Below are 14,604 nucleotides of genomic sequence, written 5' to 3'. Positions count from 1 at the left end.
CGATCTGTCGCCCCTGTCCGGACTGCCCAATCTGCAGCAGGTCTACTGCTTCAACACACAGGTGAGCGATCTGTCGCCCCTGTCCGGACTGCCCAATCTGCAGCAGGTCGACTGCGGCGGCACACAGGTGAGCGATCTGTCGCCCCTCACAAATTGTCATTTTTTGTCTGTAGTAAGTTTTCAAAAATGTCTAATTAATAAAATATTTCCTGATTTTATTTATAAAAAATCACTTACAGAAATTGACGCCAGAGAAAGTATCATTAAAAACGTTCCACATGATCTTTTAAAGGAAAAGAACAGCCTTCCACACCTGCGGGCCCATTTTGCAGACCTTGCTCAGGGCGCCTCTGATTTTCCTGGCGTCAAACTGCTTCTTCTCGGCAATGGCGGAGTGGGCAAGACCCAGATCGCGCGCTGGCTCTCGGGTGAGCCCTTCGATCCGGAATGGGATTCGACGCACGGCATCCGGGTCGTCAGCCACCCTCGCGACGGCAGCCTCGCGGCGGACTTTCATCTGCAGATCTGGGATTTCGGCGGGCAGGAGATCTATCACGGGACACACGCCCTGTTCCTGCGTGGACCTGCCATCCTGATGGCGGTCTGGGCCACGTCACGGGAGATAGACGATCCCGATCCGCGCGACGGCCTGACGTTCCGCAACCATCCCCTGACGTACTGGCTCGACATCGTGCGGCATCAAGCCAGCCCCGGCAATCCGGTGCTCATCGTCCAGAATCAATGCGATCATCCATCCGACGAGGCGAGGCGGTTCCCGATTCCGTCCGAGACCCTGGACGCCCTGCCCACCGCCACCGAGATCCGGCTCAGCGCGAAGGTCCGGCGCGGCGGCGGCGCGCTGAGGGATGCGCTGACCGACGCGACCACGATGCTGCGCGATCCCGCCCGCGTCGGCGTGCCGCAGATCGGGGCAGGACGCCTGCGGGTGATACGGCGGCTCGAAGCCCTGCGCGACGCCGACATGGCCCTGCCCGCGGCCGAGCGACGGCACCGCCTGCTGACGCAGGCTGCCTATCGGGCGATCTGCGCCGAGGAAGGGGGTGTGTCATCGCCGGAGCTTCTGCTGGACTTCCTCCATGCCTCCGGCACGGTCTTCTACCGGCCGGGCCTGTTTCATGACAACATCATCCTCGATCAGGGATGGGCCCTGGAGAAGATCTATGCGGTCTTCGATCGAAAACAGACCTACAAGGCGCTGATGTTCGATGGTGGCCGCTTCACGCGGCAAAAGCTCGAATTTTATGTGTGGGCGGATCAGCACCAGAACGATCAGGACTTGCTGATCAGCATGATGCGGTCCTGCGGCATCTGCTTCCTGTACAGACGGTTCCGGGATGAGGATGGCGATGTCGAGGAATATGTCGCCCCCGATCTGCTCCCCCCGCGCGATGGGATCGCCGACCAGCTCGCCGCCCGCTGGGACGAGGAGGGCCTCTCGGAGACCGTCACCATCTCGTATGGATTGCTGCATGGCGGCCTGATCCGCTCGATCATGTCCGAGATCGGCGAGATGGCCGGCTGTGACGGGCTGTATTGGCGCGGCGGCTTCTGCGCCTACGAGGCGACGACGCGCAGCCGTTTCCTGATCGAGCAGGAGATGACGGGCGACTGGGCGGGGCGGATCCACGTCCGCACCCAGTCCGGCCGGGCGGACCTGCTGCTCGCGCGTCTCATGGCGCTCATCGAGAGGGTGCAGGACCGGCTCGCGATGCGCCCGACCGCCGTGGAGCGGCCGGTTCGTGCTCCGGCGGCGACACCGCGCGCGGCCGAACCGTTGATCATCGAGCAGGAGAAGCCCGCGATGCCCGAATGGTACGTGTCCTATGCCTGGGGCGACGACAGGACGCCCGAGGGCCGCCAGCGGGCCGAGATTGTGGACCAGCTCTGCGCCGCCGCGGAGGCGAAGGGCCACAAGATCCTGCGCGACAGGAACGTCCTGAACCTCGGCGACAGCATCTCGGCCTTCATGCGGCGGCTCGGCGGCGGCGATCGGGTGTTCGTGATCCTGAGCGACAAGTACCTGCGCTCACCCAACTGCATGTTCGAGCTGTCCGAGATCTGGCGCACCAGCCGCCAGGAGGGCCCGGCCTTCCTCGACCGGGTCCGCGTCTATGCCCTGCCCGACGCCAAGATCTGGACTCCGCTGGATTGGACCGATTGGGCGATCCATTGGAAGCAGCGGCACGACGAGTTGCAGAGCCGGGCCGTCGCGCACGGCATCGGCATCCTGGGGGAAGTGGGGGGCCGGCAGTTGCGGCAGATGCAGGGCTTCTCTCTCTCGGTCTCCGACATCCTCGGTACGCTCACCGACATCGTGCAGCCGCGCACCTTCGAGGAGCTGGAGCGCTACGGGCTCGACGACGCTCCCGCCTGACCGAGCCCCCTACCCCGCCAACGCCGCCTCCACCTCCTGCCCCCGCCCCAGGCTCCGCATCAGCTCGTCGAGATGCGGGCGCACCCGCAGCTGCTCCGCGTGCAGGCGGCGCACCGCCTCGGTGAGGCTGCCGTCATAGCCCAGAGCCTCGTCCGCGAAGGCGATCAGCCGGGCATTGGGCCACGCCTTCTCGCGCAGGTCATGAACCTTGGCGACGACCGCCTGCGCGTCGAGATCGGGATGGGCCTGGCCCAGCAGCATCGTCATCGCGGCGGTGGAGCGGGAGATGCCGGCATGGCAGTGGATCAGGAGATGCGTCTTGCGCTGCGCCCGCTCGGCGGCCAGGTCCTCGCCGAAGCGCAGGATCGCCTCGACGTCCCGGCGCTCGGGCAGGATCTGGCCCTCGACCGGCTCGATGATGTCGTGGAAGCGCAGGGTGGTGCGGTGATGCGCGTCGTAAGCGCCGAACGCCTCGGGCTCGGGCCAGGCCGGATCGAGGATCGACAGCACGTGGGTGACGCCGCGGGTCGAGTGGTGGCCCAGCTCCTCGAGGCCGCAGACCGTGTGCAGGGAGATCGGTTCGGGCTTCACGGTCGGATCGCGCTCCGGCGAGGGGCGGGGCGCGGGTTGCGCCCCGCAGGGTATGCCCGGCATTAGCATAGGGTGGGCGCTTGCACGAGCATAGGGTGGGCGCTTGCACGAGAGTCCGGCCCGCCCCGCGGCCCGGCCGGGTGCGCGGGGCCCCGGTGCGCTTTGGCGCGAAGCGCGCTACCTCTGGCGTCATGAAGGCCGTGCGCCGATCGAGGAGAGCATGAAGCGTCGCGACATCCTGACGGCCGGCATCGGCCTTGCCGGCAGCGCCGCCCTCGCGGCCCCGGCCGTGGCACAAGCCGCGCCCGAGCTGCGCTGGCGGCTGCACTCGGCGTTCCCGCGTGCGCTCGACGCGCTCTACGGCGCCGCCGAGCTGTTTTCCCGCCTCGTCGCCGAGGCGACCGACAACCGCTTCCAGATCGAGGTCGCGGCGGCCCCTGCGGGCGAGTCGCCGGCGCTCCTCGATTCGGTCGGGGCCGGAACCCTGGAGATGGCCTATTCGGCGGCCTATTACGAGGTCGGCCGCGACCCGACCTACGCGCTCGCCACCGCGATCCCGTTCGGCCTCAATGCCCGCCAGCAGAATGCCTGGATGCTCCAGGGCGGCGCGCTCGACCTGTTCAACGAGATCTTTGCCAAGAGCAAGCTCTATGCCCTGCCCGGCGGCAATACCGGCACCCAGATGGGCGGCTGGTTCCGGCGCGAGGTGAAATCCGTCACCGATCTCCAGGGCCTGCGCTTCCGCATCGCCGGCCTCGGCGCGCAGGTGCTGGCCAAGCTCGGCGTCGCCACCCAGACCCTGCCGGGCGCCGACCTCTATGCCGCTCTGGAAGGCAAGACCCTCGACGCCGCCGAGTGGATCGGCCCCTACGACGACGAGAAGCTCGGCCTCAACAAGGTGGCGCCGTTCTACTATTATCCGGGCTTCTGGGAGGGCGGCGCGATGCTGCATTTCTGGTTCAACGCCCAGAAATGGGCCGAGCTGCCCAAAGCCTATCGGGCGATCGCGCAAGGCGCGGCGGCGAGCGTCAACGGCGACCTCCAGGCCAAGTACGACGCCCGCAACCCGGCGGCGCTGCGGCGCCTCGTCGGCGGCGGCGCGCAGCTGCGCCCGTTCCCGCAGGAGGTGATGGAGGCCGCCCTGAAGGCCGCCAACGAGATCTACGCCGATCTCGGCGCCAAGAACCCGGACTTCAAGCGCGTCTACGAGGCGCTGAAGACGTTTCGCAACGAGGAATATCTCTGGTTCCAGGTCGCCGAATACACCTACGACAACTTCATGATCCGGGCGCGGGCCCGGGGCTGACCCCCCGGGCGCGCCCGGCCTGGGGCGCGCCTACTCGGCGGCCTCCTCGCCCGGGAGGGTGCCGCGCCCCTCCTCGCGCATCAGCGCCCGTATCACGCTCGGCACCGCCTCCAGGGCACCGGCCAGGGTCTCGTCGGCCACGAACAGGCTCTTGATCTCCGGGCTGGTGATGCAGACGAAGCCTTCCCCACTCTCTTCGACCCGCAAAGTGAATTGCCGCATCGCTCGACCGCTCCCTCACGCTCGGCTTCGATCGCCCCGCGATGCACGAGGCGGGCCAACCCCGGGGGCCGGCGCGTGGAGGACAACGCGGAGCGCCGCCATAAGCTCCACCGGACCATGAGGAGCCGGCGGCCGGGCCGCAACAATGAACTCAAGACAACCGGACCGAAGACAAGAAAAAGGCCACCCTTGCGAGTGGCCCGAAGTCTAGGGAGGAAACGCCCAAGGAGGGCAACGGGACCGCGACGCCATCGCGTTCCCGCATTGCAATACCATAGGTATGCATTGCTGGATGGCAAGGCGCGATTCTCGGCAGCTTTGCCGCTTTTCCAGGCAGCGGCGGCGCGCCGCGCTGGATCCCGTCCCGCCACGGCCTAGTTCTGCCGGGCGGACGGGAGCGCGGGATGGCGATACAGGCGGGGCGGATCCGGGTTCTGAACGACGTGGCGCCCCGGGACGGCGCCTACGTGCTGTACCTGATGCAGCAGGGCATGCGCAGCCGCGACAACCCGGCCCTGGAATTCGCCGTCGAGGAAGCGAACCGCCTCGGGCTCCCGGTGGTGGCGGGGTTCGGCCTGCTCGATGGCGGTGCCCATTTTCCCGAGGCCAATGCCCGCCACTACGCCTTCCTGCTCCAAGGCCTCGCCGACGCCAAGGCCGGCCTGGAACGCCGCGGCATCGCCTTCGTGCTGCGCCGCGCCACCCCGGCGCAGGCGGCCCTGCATCTCGGCGGCCAAGCTGCGATGCTGGTGCTCGACCGCGGCTACCTGACGATCCAGAAGAGCTGGTACGCCGAGATCGCGCAAGGGTTCGACGGCCGGCTGGTCCAGGTCGAGGGCGACGTGGTGGTGCCGCTCGACGTCGCGTCCAACAAGCACGAATTCGCCGCCCGGACGCTGCGCCCGAAGCTGCACCGAGCCTGGGAGCCGTTCCTGGCACCGTTGCGGGCGCGCCAGGTCAAGCACCCGGCGGACGCTCTCGGGCTGACGAGCGACCTCGACGTCTCGGATCCCGACGCGGCGCTCGCCGCGATGACCCTCGACCGCTCCGTGACGCCGGTGCGCCGCTTCCGCGGCGGCGAGACGGAAGCCTATCGCCGGCTCGACGCCTATCTGGCCGGGCCGTTCGCCGATTACGGCACGGTCCGCAACCGGCCCGAGGCGGGCGCCGCCTCGCATCTGAGCCCCTACCTGCATTTCGGCCAGATCTCGCCGGTGGCCGCCGCCCTCAAGGTGCAGGCCGCGAAGACGGGCGGCCCGGAGGACCGGGCGGCGTTCCTGGAGGAGCTGATCGTCCGGCGCGAGCTGGCGATGAACCACGTCCACACCAATCCGGGCTACGACCGCTACGAGACGGCGCTGCCGGACTGGGCCCGCAAGGCGCTGGCCGAGCATGCCGGCGACCCGCGCCACTTCCTCTACGACGAGGCGGCGCTGGCAGAGGGCCGCACCCACGACGCAGACTGGAACGCCGCGATGCGCGAGATGCGCGTCACCGGCTACATGCACAACCATCTGCGCATGTACTGGGGCAAGAAGATCCTCGAATGGTCGGCCTCGCCCGAGGCGGCGTTCGCGGTGTGCCTGCGGCTCAACAACCGCTACTTCCTCGACGGGCGCGACGCGAATTCCTTCACCAATGTCGGCTGGCTGTTCGGCCTGCACGACCGGCCGTGGGGCCGGCGCAAGGTGTTCGGCACCGTGCGCTATCTCGGCCAGAACACGCTGAAGAAGTTCGACGCGACGGCGTACCGGAAGGCGGTCGACGCGCTATGCGCGGCGGAGGCGTAACGGCCCGCACGGTTGACCGCCCCATGAGCCGGCGCCATCAACCCGCATGACCTCCCCCACCCTCCTCGCGCCGTGGCGCGCCACGGTCCTGACCCTCTATCCCGAGATGTTCCCCGGCCATCTCGGGCTGTCGCTCGCCGGAGACGCGCTCGCGCGGGGCGCCTGGAGCCTGGAGGCGCGCAACATCCGCGACCACGGCCTCGGCCGGCACCGGGCGGTGGACGACACGCCGGCCGGCGGCGGGGCCGGGATGGTGCTGCGCTGCGACGTGCTCGCCGCCGCGATCGACGCCGCCTGCACCCCCGACGAGTCCCGCCCGCGCCTGCTGATGAGTCCCCGCGGCCGGCCGCTCACGCAAGCCCGCGTCCGGGCGCTCAGCGAGGGGCCGGGCGTGATCGTGGTCTGCGGCCGGTTCGAGGGGGTCGACGAGCGGGTGATCGCGGGACGGGCCCTCGAGGAGGTCTCGATCGGCGATTACGTCCTGTCGGGCGGCGAGCCCGCGGCCCTGGTGCTGCTCGATGCTTGCGTGCGCCTTCTGCCCGGCACGATGGGCAAGCACGCCTCCGGGGTCGAGGAGAGCTTCGAGAGCAGCGCCCTCGAATACCCGCACTACACCAGGCCCCGGGAATGGGAGGGGCGCGAGATCCCCGAGGTGCTGACCGGCGGCAATCACGCGGCGATCGCCCGCTGGCGGGCGGCGGAATCCGCCCGCCTCACCCGCGAGCGGCGCCCGGACCTCCTGACGCCGGACCGGACGCGGTGACGGGCCATCCGCGACGCACTCCCGGGCAGCATGCGGGAAACACAACGCAGGTCAATGTCCGGGCCGGCGGTCCTTCGTAGAGCCCTCTCGTCGCCCCGCGCCGTCCCTCGCGCCTCTCACAGGCGGCCTCCCTCGGATCGCTCCCGGACCGTCCCGCCACGATGCCCGATTCCACCCGCTACCTGCTCCACCGGCCCGAGATCCTGGATTCCTTACGCCGGGGCGAGGCGGCCCTCGACCGGATGATGGAGGGCACCGGGCGCCTCTACCCGGCCGGCCGCCTGCTGGTGGCGGCCGACAGCCCGAACACGGCGATCTTCCGTCTGCGCAAGGGCTGGGCCGGCCGCCTGCGCACCCTGGAGGACGGACGCAGCCAGTTCATCCTGATCTTCCTGCCCGGCGACCTGTTCGCGGTGAAGAGCCTGTTCGTCACGCACAGCCCGGACGCGGTGCAGACCCTGTCCGAGGTCCTGGTCGAGCAGGTCGATCACCGCACCCTGCGCGACGCCTATGAGCGCGACGCCGACCTCGCCATCCGCTGCATGTGGCAGGTGATCGAGGAGGAGCGCCGGTTGCACAACTGGGTCGTGGGGCTCGGCCGCGGCAGCGCCGACGAGCGGCTGGCGATGCTGCTGATCGATGTCCGTGGCCGCCTGATCCTCGCCGGGGTGCTGCCGCCCGACGCGGTAGGCTACGACCTGCCGATGACCCAGGAGCAGATCGGCGACCATCTCGGCATCTCGAACGTGCACGTCAACCGGGTGCTGCGGGCGTTCCGGGAGGACGGCATCGTCACCCTGCGGGGGCGGCGGGTGACGATCGGCGATCTCGACGCCCTCGTGCGGATCGCCGGGCCGCTCCTCGACCTGTCCGAGCGCAGCCGACCGGAATTCGTCGGGGCACGGGAGGCGGTTCCGGGTGATCACCGACAAGGCGGCGACGATGCCGGCCCCTGACGACGGAACGGAGCCGGGACAGGGGGAGCGGGACGGGATGGACCGGTCCTACGCCGCCGCCGGCCAGGCCGCCCTGATGCTGGTCGAGAGCCTGATGCTCGCCCTCGTCGAGCGCCAGGTGATCCCGGCCGCCGCGCTGATCGAGGCGGTGGAGACGGTGATCGAGACCAAACGCCGCCTGGCGGCGGACGGGCACGACCCGGAGACCGCCTTGCGCGCCGCTGCCCTGCTCGCCACCCTCGCCAACAGCTTGGCGGCGGCCGGGCCGGCGACGAAGGGTTGATCGCGGGGAGCCGATAAACCCTGGCGCGCAGCAGGGGTGGCGGGTATCGCAGGGCCGACATACCACCGGAGCCAAGTCCGTGAGCCGCCCGATCCCGCGTCGCCTCGCCCTCCTCGCCCTCCTGCTCGCCGCGCCCACCCTCGGCCGGCCCGCCGCCGCGCAGGACCGGGCGATCACCCTGGCCTCGACCACCTCGACCGAGCAATCGGGCCTGTTCGGCCATCTGCTGCCGATCTTCCAGCGCGAGACCGGCATCACGGTGCGCGTGGTCGCGGTCGGCACCGGCCAGGCGCTCGCCATCGGCGCCAAGGGCGATGCCGACGCGCTCCTCGTCCATGACCGGGCCGGCGAGGACAGATTCGTGGCCGAGGGCCACGGCCTCGACCGCCGCGACGTGATGGCGAACGACTTCGTGATTGTCGGCCCCGCCGCCGACCCGGCCGGCATCAAGGGCGGGCGCGACGCGACGGAGGCGCTCGCCCGCATCGCCCGCGCCAAGGCGCCGTTCGCCAGCCGCGGCGACGACAGCGGCACCAACCGCACCGAATTGCGCCTGTGGAAGAAGGCCGGGATCGAGGCCCGCGGCATCGGGGCGAGCTACCGCGAGCTGGGCCAGGGCATGGGCCCGACCCTGAATGCGGCCGCCGCGATGGACGCCTACACCCTCACCGACCGGGCGACCTGGGCGAACTTCAAGAACCGCCAGACCCTCGTGATCCTGGTCCAGGGCGACCCGGCTTTGTTCAACCCCTACGGCTCGATCCTGGTGAACCCCGCCAAGTTCCCGCAGATCCACGCGGCGGATGCCAAGGTCTGGCACGACTGGCTGACCTCCGAGCGCGGCCGGGCGGCGATCGCCTCGTTCAGGATCAACGGCGAGCAGCTGTTCTTCCCCACCGGCACGATGCCGAGCCAGTAGCCTTACACCATCGGCCCAAGATATCGGCCAAGATATCGGCCAAGATATCGGCCAAGATATCGGCCCAAGATGCTGACGCATCGATTCGATCTCGGGCAGGCCCGAGATCGACGCGGCCGAGAACCCATCTCGAATCTTTGATATCAAATCGAAGATTGGGCGACGATTCGAGAACGGGACCAAAGGTCGCTGTCAACAACCGTTGGGTCTTACGCCCTGGGCAGGGCCGCCACCCGGTTGATCCCGAAGGCGGCGGCGCTCACCACCAGGGTCAGGCTGACGAGGACGAGCCCGAGGCCCAAAGCCAGCGCCAGGTCGCCGCGGCTCGTCTCCAGGGCGATGCTGGTCGTCATGGTGCGGGTGTAGCCGCGGATGTTGCCGCCCACCATCAGGATCGCGCCGACCTCGGCGATGGCCCGCCCGAACGCCGCCAGGAAGGCGGTGACGAGGGGCGCGGGCGCCATGGCGAGCAGGATCAGGCTGGCCCGCCCCGGCCCCACCCCGTCGACCCGCAGCGCATCGCCGTATTCCGCCCACAGGGCTTCGCAGGTGCGGTGCGAGAGCGCCGCCACGATCGGAAGGGCGAGCATGCCTTGCGCGATGACCATGGCGCCCGGCGTGAACAGCAGGCCGAGGCTGCCGAGGGGCCCGGAGCGCGAGACCAGCAGGTAGAGGATCAGGCCCACCACCACGGGCGGCAGGCCGAGGAGCGCGTTGACGAGGACGAGGAGCGCAGCACGGCCGGGAAAGCGGGTCGCGGCGAGCAGCGCCCCCAGCGGCGCGCCGAGGGCGAAGCCGAGGGCCGCCGCCGTCAGGCTGACCCGCAGCGACAGGCCGACGATGGCGACGAGATCCGCATCCGCCCGCAGGATCATCGCCACTGCCAGCCCGAGGGCGCGCCCGAACTCGTCCATGTCACCCCCGATGTCACCCCCGCTTCACCGGCCCCCTCGTATCCGGCGGGACGGCGGCCGGCCAGGGCGGAACCTTGCCGTGCGACGCCGATGGGCTTGACGCCGCAGCCGGCGCGGCGCATCCCCATCGGCGGGACACCTCTCCCCACCGAGAGGCACCCATCTGGAAGGATGGATACAGCATGACGACGACCCGCCCCGCGGCGCGCCCGCGCGCGCCTTTCTTCTCGTCCGGGCCCTGCGCCAAGCGCCCCGGCTGGACGCCCGAGGCCCTGTCCGACGCGGCGCTCGGCCGCTCGCACCGGGCGAAGCTCGGCAAGGCCAAGCTCAAGCAGGCGATCGACCTCACCCGCACGGTGTTGCAGGTCCCGGCCGATTACCGCATCGGCATCGTGCCGGCCTCCGATACCGGCGCCGTCGAGATGGCGATGTGGTCGCTGCTCGGCGCCCGCCCGGTCGACATGCTGGCCTGGGAATCCTTTGGCGAGACCTGGGTCACCGACGCGGTCAAGCAGCTCAAGCTCGACGCCCGCGTCATCAAGGCGCCCTATGGCCGCCTGCCCGACCTCTCCACCGTCGACACCCGCACCCGCGACGTGGTCTTCACCTGGAACGGCACCACCTCGGGCGTGCGCGTCCCGGACGCCGACTGGATCGCCGCCGACCGCGAGGGCCTGACGATCTGCGACGCCACCTCGGCGGCCTTCGCGCAGGACCTCGACTGGCCAAAACTCGATGTCGTCACCTTCTCCTGGCAGAAGGTGCTCGGCGGCGAGGCGGCGCACGGGATGCTGATCCTCTCGCCCCGCGCCGTCGCGCGGCTGGAGAGCTACGTCCCGGCCTGGCCGATGCCCAAGATCTTCCGCATGACAAAGGGCGGCAAGCTGATCGAGGGCATCTTCCAGGGCGAGACGATCAACACGCCCTCGATGCTGGCGGTCGAGGATTACATCGACGCGCTGCTCTGGGCCGAGACCCTCGGTGGTCTGCCGGCCCTGCGGGCCCGGGCCGACCGCAATGCCGGGGTGATCGCCGCGTGGGTCGCGCGCACGCCCTGGATCGCCAACCTCGCCGAGGATCCGGCGACGGAATCCAACACCAGCGTCTGCCTGGTGGTGAGCGATCCCGACGTGGTCGCCTGCGGCCCCGAGGCGGTGGCCTCCGTCGCCAAGGGCATCACCACGGCGCTCGACCGTGAAGGCGTCGCCCTCGACATCGGCGCGTATCGCGATGCGCCCCCGGGCTTACGGATCTGGTGCGGCGCCACCGTCGAGGCGTCCGACCTCGAAGCCCTGACGCCGTGGCTCGACTGGGCCTTCGCCCAGGAGAAGGCCCGCCTGACTCAGGCGGCCTGACACGCCCATCATCGCCGTCTATTGGCGCCGGAGCCCCGCGGAAGTGGGAGCCGGCGTCGACCGGGCGTCGCCCACGACGATCACACATCGCCGGATACGGCGCGGGTTGCTCCTCTCGCCGCGGGCGGGGAGAGGCGACAGGCGCAGGGACCCGGTGTGAACGCGTGAGCCCCCGGCCGACCCGCTCCCTCAGCGGGGCGATGGCGCACACCCGTTTGAGGCCGCCATGCCCACCCCCATCAAAAAAGTCCTGATCTCCGACACCCTCTCCGCCGCCGCCGTCGCGATCTTCCGGGAGCGCGGCATCCAGGCCGACCTCCGCCCGGAGCTCGGCAAGGACAAGGAGGCGCTCGCCGCGGCCATCGGCGACTATGACGGCCTCGCCGTCCGCTCGACCACGAAGGTCACCGCCGCCCTCCTGGAGCGCGCCCGGAACCTCACGGTGATCGGCCGGGCCGGCATCGGCGTCGACACGATCGACGTGCCGGCCGCGACCGCCCGCGGCGTGATCGTGATGAACACGCCGCACGGCAACGCCGTGACCACCGCCGAGCACGCCATCGCGCTGATGCTGTCGCTCGCCCGCCAGATCCCGCAGGCCGATGCCTCGACGCAAGCCGGGCGCTGGGAGAAGAACCGCTTCCTCGGCATCGAGCTGACCGCCAAGACGCTGGGCGTCATCGGCTGCGGCAATATCGGGGCGATCGTCGCCGATCGCGGCATCGGCCTGCGGATGCGGGTCATCGCCTACGATCCGTTCCTGACGCCCGAGCGTGCCGTGGCGCTGGGCGTCGAGAAGGTCGAGCTGGACGAGCTGCTGCGCCGGGCCGACGTCATCACCCTGCACGTCCCGCTCACCGACAAGACCCGCAACATCCTCTCGGCCGAGGCGCTGGCGCGCACCAAGCCCGGCGTGCGGATCGTCAACTGCGCCCGCGGCGGCCTCGTCGACGAGGTGGCGCTGCGCGCGGCCCTCGATTCCGGCCATGTCGCGGGAGCCGCCTTCGACGTGTTCACCGAGGAGCCGGCCAGGGAGAACGTGCTGTTCGGCCATCCGAACATGGTCTGCACGCCGCATCTCGGCGCCTCGACCACCGAGGCGCAGGAGAACGTGGCGCTCCAGGTCGCCGAGCAGATGAGCGACTACCTGCTGCACGGGGCGATCCGCAATGCGGTCAACTTCCCGTCGATCTCCGCCGAGGAGGCGCCGCGCCTGCGGCCCTACGTGACGCTGGCCGAGCAGCTCGGCTCGTTCCTCGGCCAGCTCACCGAGGCGCCGATCCGCGGCATCCGTCTCGTCTACGAGGGCGAGGCGGCGGCGCTGAACACCAAGGCGCTCACCGCCGCCGCGGTGACGGGCGCGCTGCGGCCGTTCCTGGAGGGCGTCAACATGGTCTCGGCGATCGAGGTGGCGCGGGCCCGCGGCATCCAGGTCGAGACCGCGACCCGCACCACCGTCGAAGGACCTTACGCCTCGCGCCTCCACCTGACGGTCGAGGCCGAGGACATGCCCCGCGACGCCGCCGGGACGGTCTTCGGCGACGGCCGCCCGCGCTTCGTCGAGATCCGCGGCATCGCGCTGGAAGCCGCGGTGGCGCCGCACATGCTCTATATCCGCAACGCCGACCGGCCCGGCTTCATCGGCCGCTTCGGCACGCTGATGGGCGAGGCCGGCGTCAACGTCGCCACCTTCCATCTCGGCCGGGACCGGCCGGGCGGCGACGCGATCTGCTTTGCCGCCGTGGACGAGCCGGTCTCGCCGGACCTCTTGCAGGCGATCGAGGCGATCCCGCAGGTGAAGCGGGCGCGGGCGGTACGGTTCTGAACGGGTCGGGGCGGGAGGCCGGCCAAAGCCTCCCGCACCCGGACACGGTCGCGCGCTACCCCGTGCTCGTGCTAGACCTCAGCCATGAAGATCGACGGCCGCCACTACCGCACCATCTTCCCCGCGCCGGACGGCGAGGGGATCTGCGTGATCGACCAGACCCGCCTGCCCTTCGCCTTCGAGACGAAGACGCTGCGCAGCGAGGCGGAGGCGGCGGTCGCGATCCGCACCATGATCGTGCGCGGCGCGCCGCTGATCGGCGCCACCGCCGCCTACGGGCTGGCGCTGGCGATGCGCGAGGACCCGTCCGACGGCAACCTCGACGGCGCGCGGGCGCGGCTCGCCGCGACGCGGCCGACGGCGATCAACCTGCGCTGGGCCCTCGACCGGGTCGCTTCCATGCTGCACCCCCTCGCCTCGGGCGAGCGCGAGGCTGCCGCCTTCGCGGAGGCCGCCCGTATCGCCGACGAGGACGTGGCGAGTTGCCGGGCGATCGGCGAGCACGGCGCGGCGCTGATCGCCGGGATCGCCGCCAGGACGAGCAGGCCGGTCAACGTGCTGACCCATTGCAATGCCGGCTGGCTCGCCACCGTCGATTGGGGCACGGCGTTGGCGCCGATCTACGTCGCGCACGATTCAGGCGTCGCCGTCCATGTCTGGGTCGACGAGACGAGGCCGCGCAACCAGGGCGCGGCGCTCACCGCCTTCGAGCTGAACGCCCACGGCGTGCCCCACACGGTGATCGCCGACAATGCCGGCGGGCACCTGATGCAGCACGGACAGGTCGATCTCTGCATCGTCGGCTCGGACCGCACCACCTCGACCGGCGACGTCTGCAACAAGATCGGCACCTACCTGAAGGCGCTCGCCGCCCGCGATTGCGGGGTGCCGTTCTATGCCGCCCTGCCCTTCTCGACCATCGACTGGACGCTGACCGACGGCGTCACCGGCATCCCGATCGAGGAGCGCGACGCCCGCGAGGTGACCCACCTCACCGGCCGCACCGACGACGGCGCCATCGCCACCGTGGCGGTGGTCTCGCCCGGGAGCCCGGTGGCGAATCCGGCTTTCGACGTCACCCCGGCGCGTCTCGTCACTGGAATCATCACCGAGCGCGGCGTGGCGGAGGCGACGCCGGAGGGGCTGTTGGGGCTCTATCCGGAGCGGCGGGCGGCGGCCTAAGCAGATTTCGCCGAAGTGGTCACCGGTTCGGCAGCAAAAATCTGCGATCAAACAAGACCCTAAGCGGACGAAGCGTTGGCCTGCCAACGCAAGTCTGCTGAGG

At 70.1% G+C, this 14,604-nt stretch carries 13 protein-coding genes; 10 read left to right on the top strand and 3 right to left on the bottom strand.

Annotated elements, in window-relative coordinates:
* On the top strand, nucleotides 1–2,395 hold a 2,395-nt coding region (locus tag VP06_RS33935; RefSeq protein WP_082167682.1), incomplete at its 5' end, for a COR domain-containing protein.
* Nucleotides 2,396–2,404: 9 nt separating this feature from the next.
* Here the strand turns inward: VP06_RS33935 and VP06_RS29110 are convergent.
* Nucleotides 2,405–2,986 carry a tyrosine phosphatase family protein gene (locus tag VP06_RS29110; RefSeq protein ID WP_048467304.1) on the bottom strand — a complete coding sequence of 194 codons (582 nt, stop codon included), beginning with the start codon at nucleotides 2,984–2,986 and terminating at the stop codon, nucleotides 2,405–2,407.
* A gap of 220 nt (nucleotides 2,987–3,206) precedes the next feature.
* Between VP06_RS29110 and VP06_RS29105 the strand changes: the two genes are divergently transcribed.
* Nucleotides 3,207–4,292: a TRAP transporter substrate-binding protein gene (locus VP06_RS29105; RefSeq protein WP_048467303.1), complete on the top strand. Its 1,086-nt coding sequence runs from the start codon at nucleotides 3,207–3,209 to the stop codon at nucleotides 4,290–4,292.
* Between the two features lie 30 nt (nucleotides 4,293–4,322).
* Here VP06_RS29105 and VP06_RS29100 read toward each other — a convergent pair whose 3' ends face one another.
* Nucleotides 4,323–4,514 (bottom strand): hypothetical protein, encoded by a 192-nt coding sequence (locus tag VP06_RS29100; RefSeq protein WP_048467302.1) that lies wholly within the window; start codon nucleotides 4,512–4,514, stop codon nucleotides 4,323–4,325.
* 404 nt (nucleotides 4,515–4,918) lie between these two features.
* Between VP06_RS29100 and VP06_RS29095 the strand changes: the two genes are divergently transcribed.
* The 5 genes from VP06_RS29095 to VP06_RS29075 all read left to right on the top strand — a co-directional run bounded on the left by VP06_RS29095 (nucleotide 4,919) and on the right by VP06_RS29075 (nucleotide 9,225).
* Nucleotides 4,919–6,304, top strand: coding sequence for a deoxyribodipyrimidine photo-lyase (locus VP06_RS29095; RefSeq protein ID WP_048467301.1), 1,386 nt, complete (start codon nucleotides 4,919–4,921; stop codon nucleotides 6,302–6,304).
* 46 nt (nucleotides 6,305–6,350) lie between these two features.
* Nucleotides 6,351–7,067, top strand: a complete 717-nt coding sequence (gene trmD / locus VP06_RS29090; protein WP_048467300.1) for a tRNA (guanosine(37)-N1)-methyltransferase TrmD — start codon at nucleotides 6,351–6,353, stop codon at nucleotides 7,065–7,067.
* Between the two features lie 161 nt (nucleotides 7,068–7,228).
* A complete protein-coding gene (locus VP06_RS29085; RefSeq protein ID WP_048467299.1) occupies nucleotides 7,229–8,023 on the top strand; it encodes a Crp/Fnr family transcriptional regulator in 795 nt (264 codons plus the stop codon).
* Nucleotides 7,986–8,306, top strand: coding sequence for a hypothetical protein (locus tag VP06_RS29080; RefSeq protein WP_048467298.1), 321 nt, complete (start codon nucleotides 7,986–7,988; stop codon nucleotides 8,304–8,306). Before VP06_RS29085 ends, VP06_RS29080 begins: the two co-directional genes overlap by 38 nt.
* A gap of 79 nt (nucleotides 8,307–8,385) precedes the next feature.
* Complete coding sequence (locus VP06_RS29075; protein WP_425350962.1) at nucleotides 8,386–9,225, top strand: ABC transporter substrate-binding protein; 840 nt, start codon at nucleotides 8,386–8,388, stop codon at nucleotides 9,223–9,225.
* Between the two features lie 209 nt (nucleotides 9,226–9,434).
* Here the strand turns inward: VP06_RS29075 and VP06_RS29070 are convergent, their stop codons facing one another.
* Nucleotides 9,435–10,139, bottom strand: coding sequence for an ABC transporter permease (locus VP06_RS29070; protein WP_048467297.1), 705 nt, complete (start codon nucleotides 10,137–10,139; stop codon nucleotides 9,435–9,437).
* Between the two features lie 182 nt (nucleotides 10,140–10,321).
* Between VP06_RS29070 and VP06_RS29065 the strand changes: the two genes are divergently transcribed.
* The 3 genes from VP06_RS29065 (at nucleotide 10,322) to mtnA (ending at nucleotide 14,501) form a co-directional block, all read left to right on the top strand.
* Entirely contained in the window at nucleotides 10,322–11,494 is a 1,173-nt protein-coding gene (locus VP06_RS29065; protein WP_048467296.1) for a phosphoserine transaminase, read from the top strand.
* A gap of 226 nt (nucleotides 11,495–11,720) precedes the next feature.
* The gene (gene serA / locus VP06_RS29060) at nucleotides 11,721–13,319 is read left to right on the top strand and encodes a phosphoglycerate dehydrogenase (protein ID WP_048467295.1); all 1,599 of its coding nucleotides are present in this window, start codon (nucleotides 11,721–11,723) and stop codon (nucleotides 13,317–13,319) included.
* Nucleotides 13,320–13,403: 84 nt separating this feature from the next.
* On the top strand, nucleotides 13,404–14,501 hold the full coding sequence (gene mtnA, locus VP06_RS29055; protein WP_048467294.1) for an S-methyl-5-thioribose-1-phosphate isomerase: 1,098 nt from the start codon (nucleotides 13,404–13,406) through the stop codon (nucleotides 14,499–14,501).
* The last annotated feature ends 103 nt before the right edge of the window (nucleotides 14,502–14,604 follow it).

This window comes from Methylobacterium aquaticum (genome assembly GCF_001043915.1).
Taxonomy (GTDB): Bacteria; Pseudomonadota; Alphaproteobacteria; order Rhizobiales; family Beijerinckiaceae; genus Methylobacterium; species Methylobacterium aquaticum.
The sequence above is the reverse complement of the archived record's forward strand: the minus strand, read 5'-3'. Positions and strand labels throughout refer to the sequence as shown.

Bases quoted from the DNA above. Each gene is read 5' to 3' on its own strand.
- VP06_RS29105 (WP_048467303.1), top strand. From the start codon at position 3,207: ATGAAGCGTCGCGACATCCTGACGGCCGGCATCGGCCTTGCCGGCAGC.
- VP06_RS29100 (WP_048467302.1), bottom strand. From the start codon at position 4,514: ATGCGGCAATTCACTTTGCGGGTCGAAGAGAGTGGGGAAGGCTTCGTC.
- VP06_RS29095 (WP_048467301.1), top strand. From the start codon at position 4,919: ATGGCGATACAGGCGGGGCGGATCCGGGTTCTGAACGACGTGGCGCCC.
- trmD (WP_048467300.1), top strand. From the start codon at position 6,351: ATGACCTCCCCCACCCTCCTCGCGCCGTGGCGCGCCACGGTCCTGACC.
- VP06_RS29085 (WP_048467299.1), top strand. From the start codon at position 7,229: ATGCCCGATTCCACCCGCTACCTGCTCCACCGGCCCGAGATCCTGGAT.
- VP06_RS29070 (WP_048467297.1), bottom strand. From the start codon at position 10,139: ATGGACGAGTTCGGGCGCGCCCTCGGGCTGGCAGTGGCGATGATCCTG.
- VP06_RS29065 (WP_048467296.1), top strand. From the start codon at position 10,322: ATGACGACGACCCGCCCCGCGGCGCGCCCGCGCGCGCCTTTCTTCTCG.
- serA (WP_048467295.1), top strand. From the start codon at position 11,721: ATGCCCACCCCCATCAAAAAAGTCCTGATCTCCGACACCCTCTCCGCC.
- mtnA (WP_048467294.1), top strand. From the start codon at position 13,404: ATGAAGATCGACGGCCGCCACTACCGCACCATCTTCCCCGCGCCGGAC.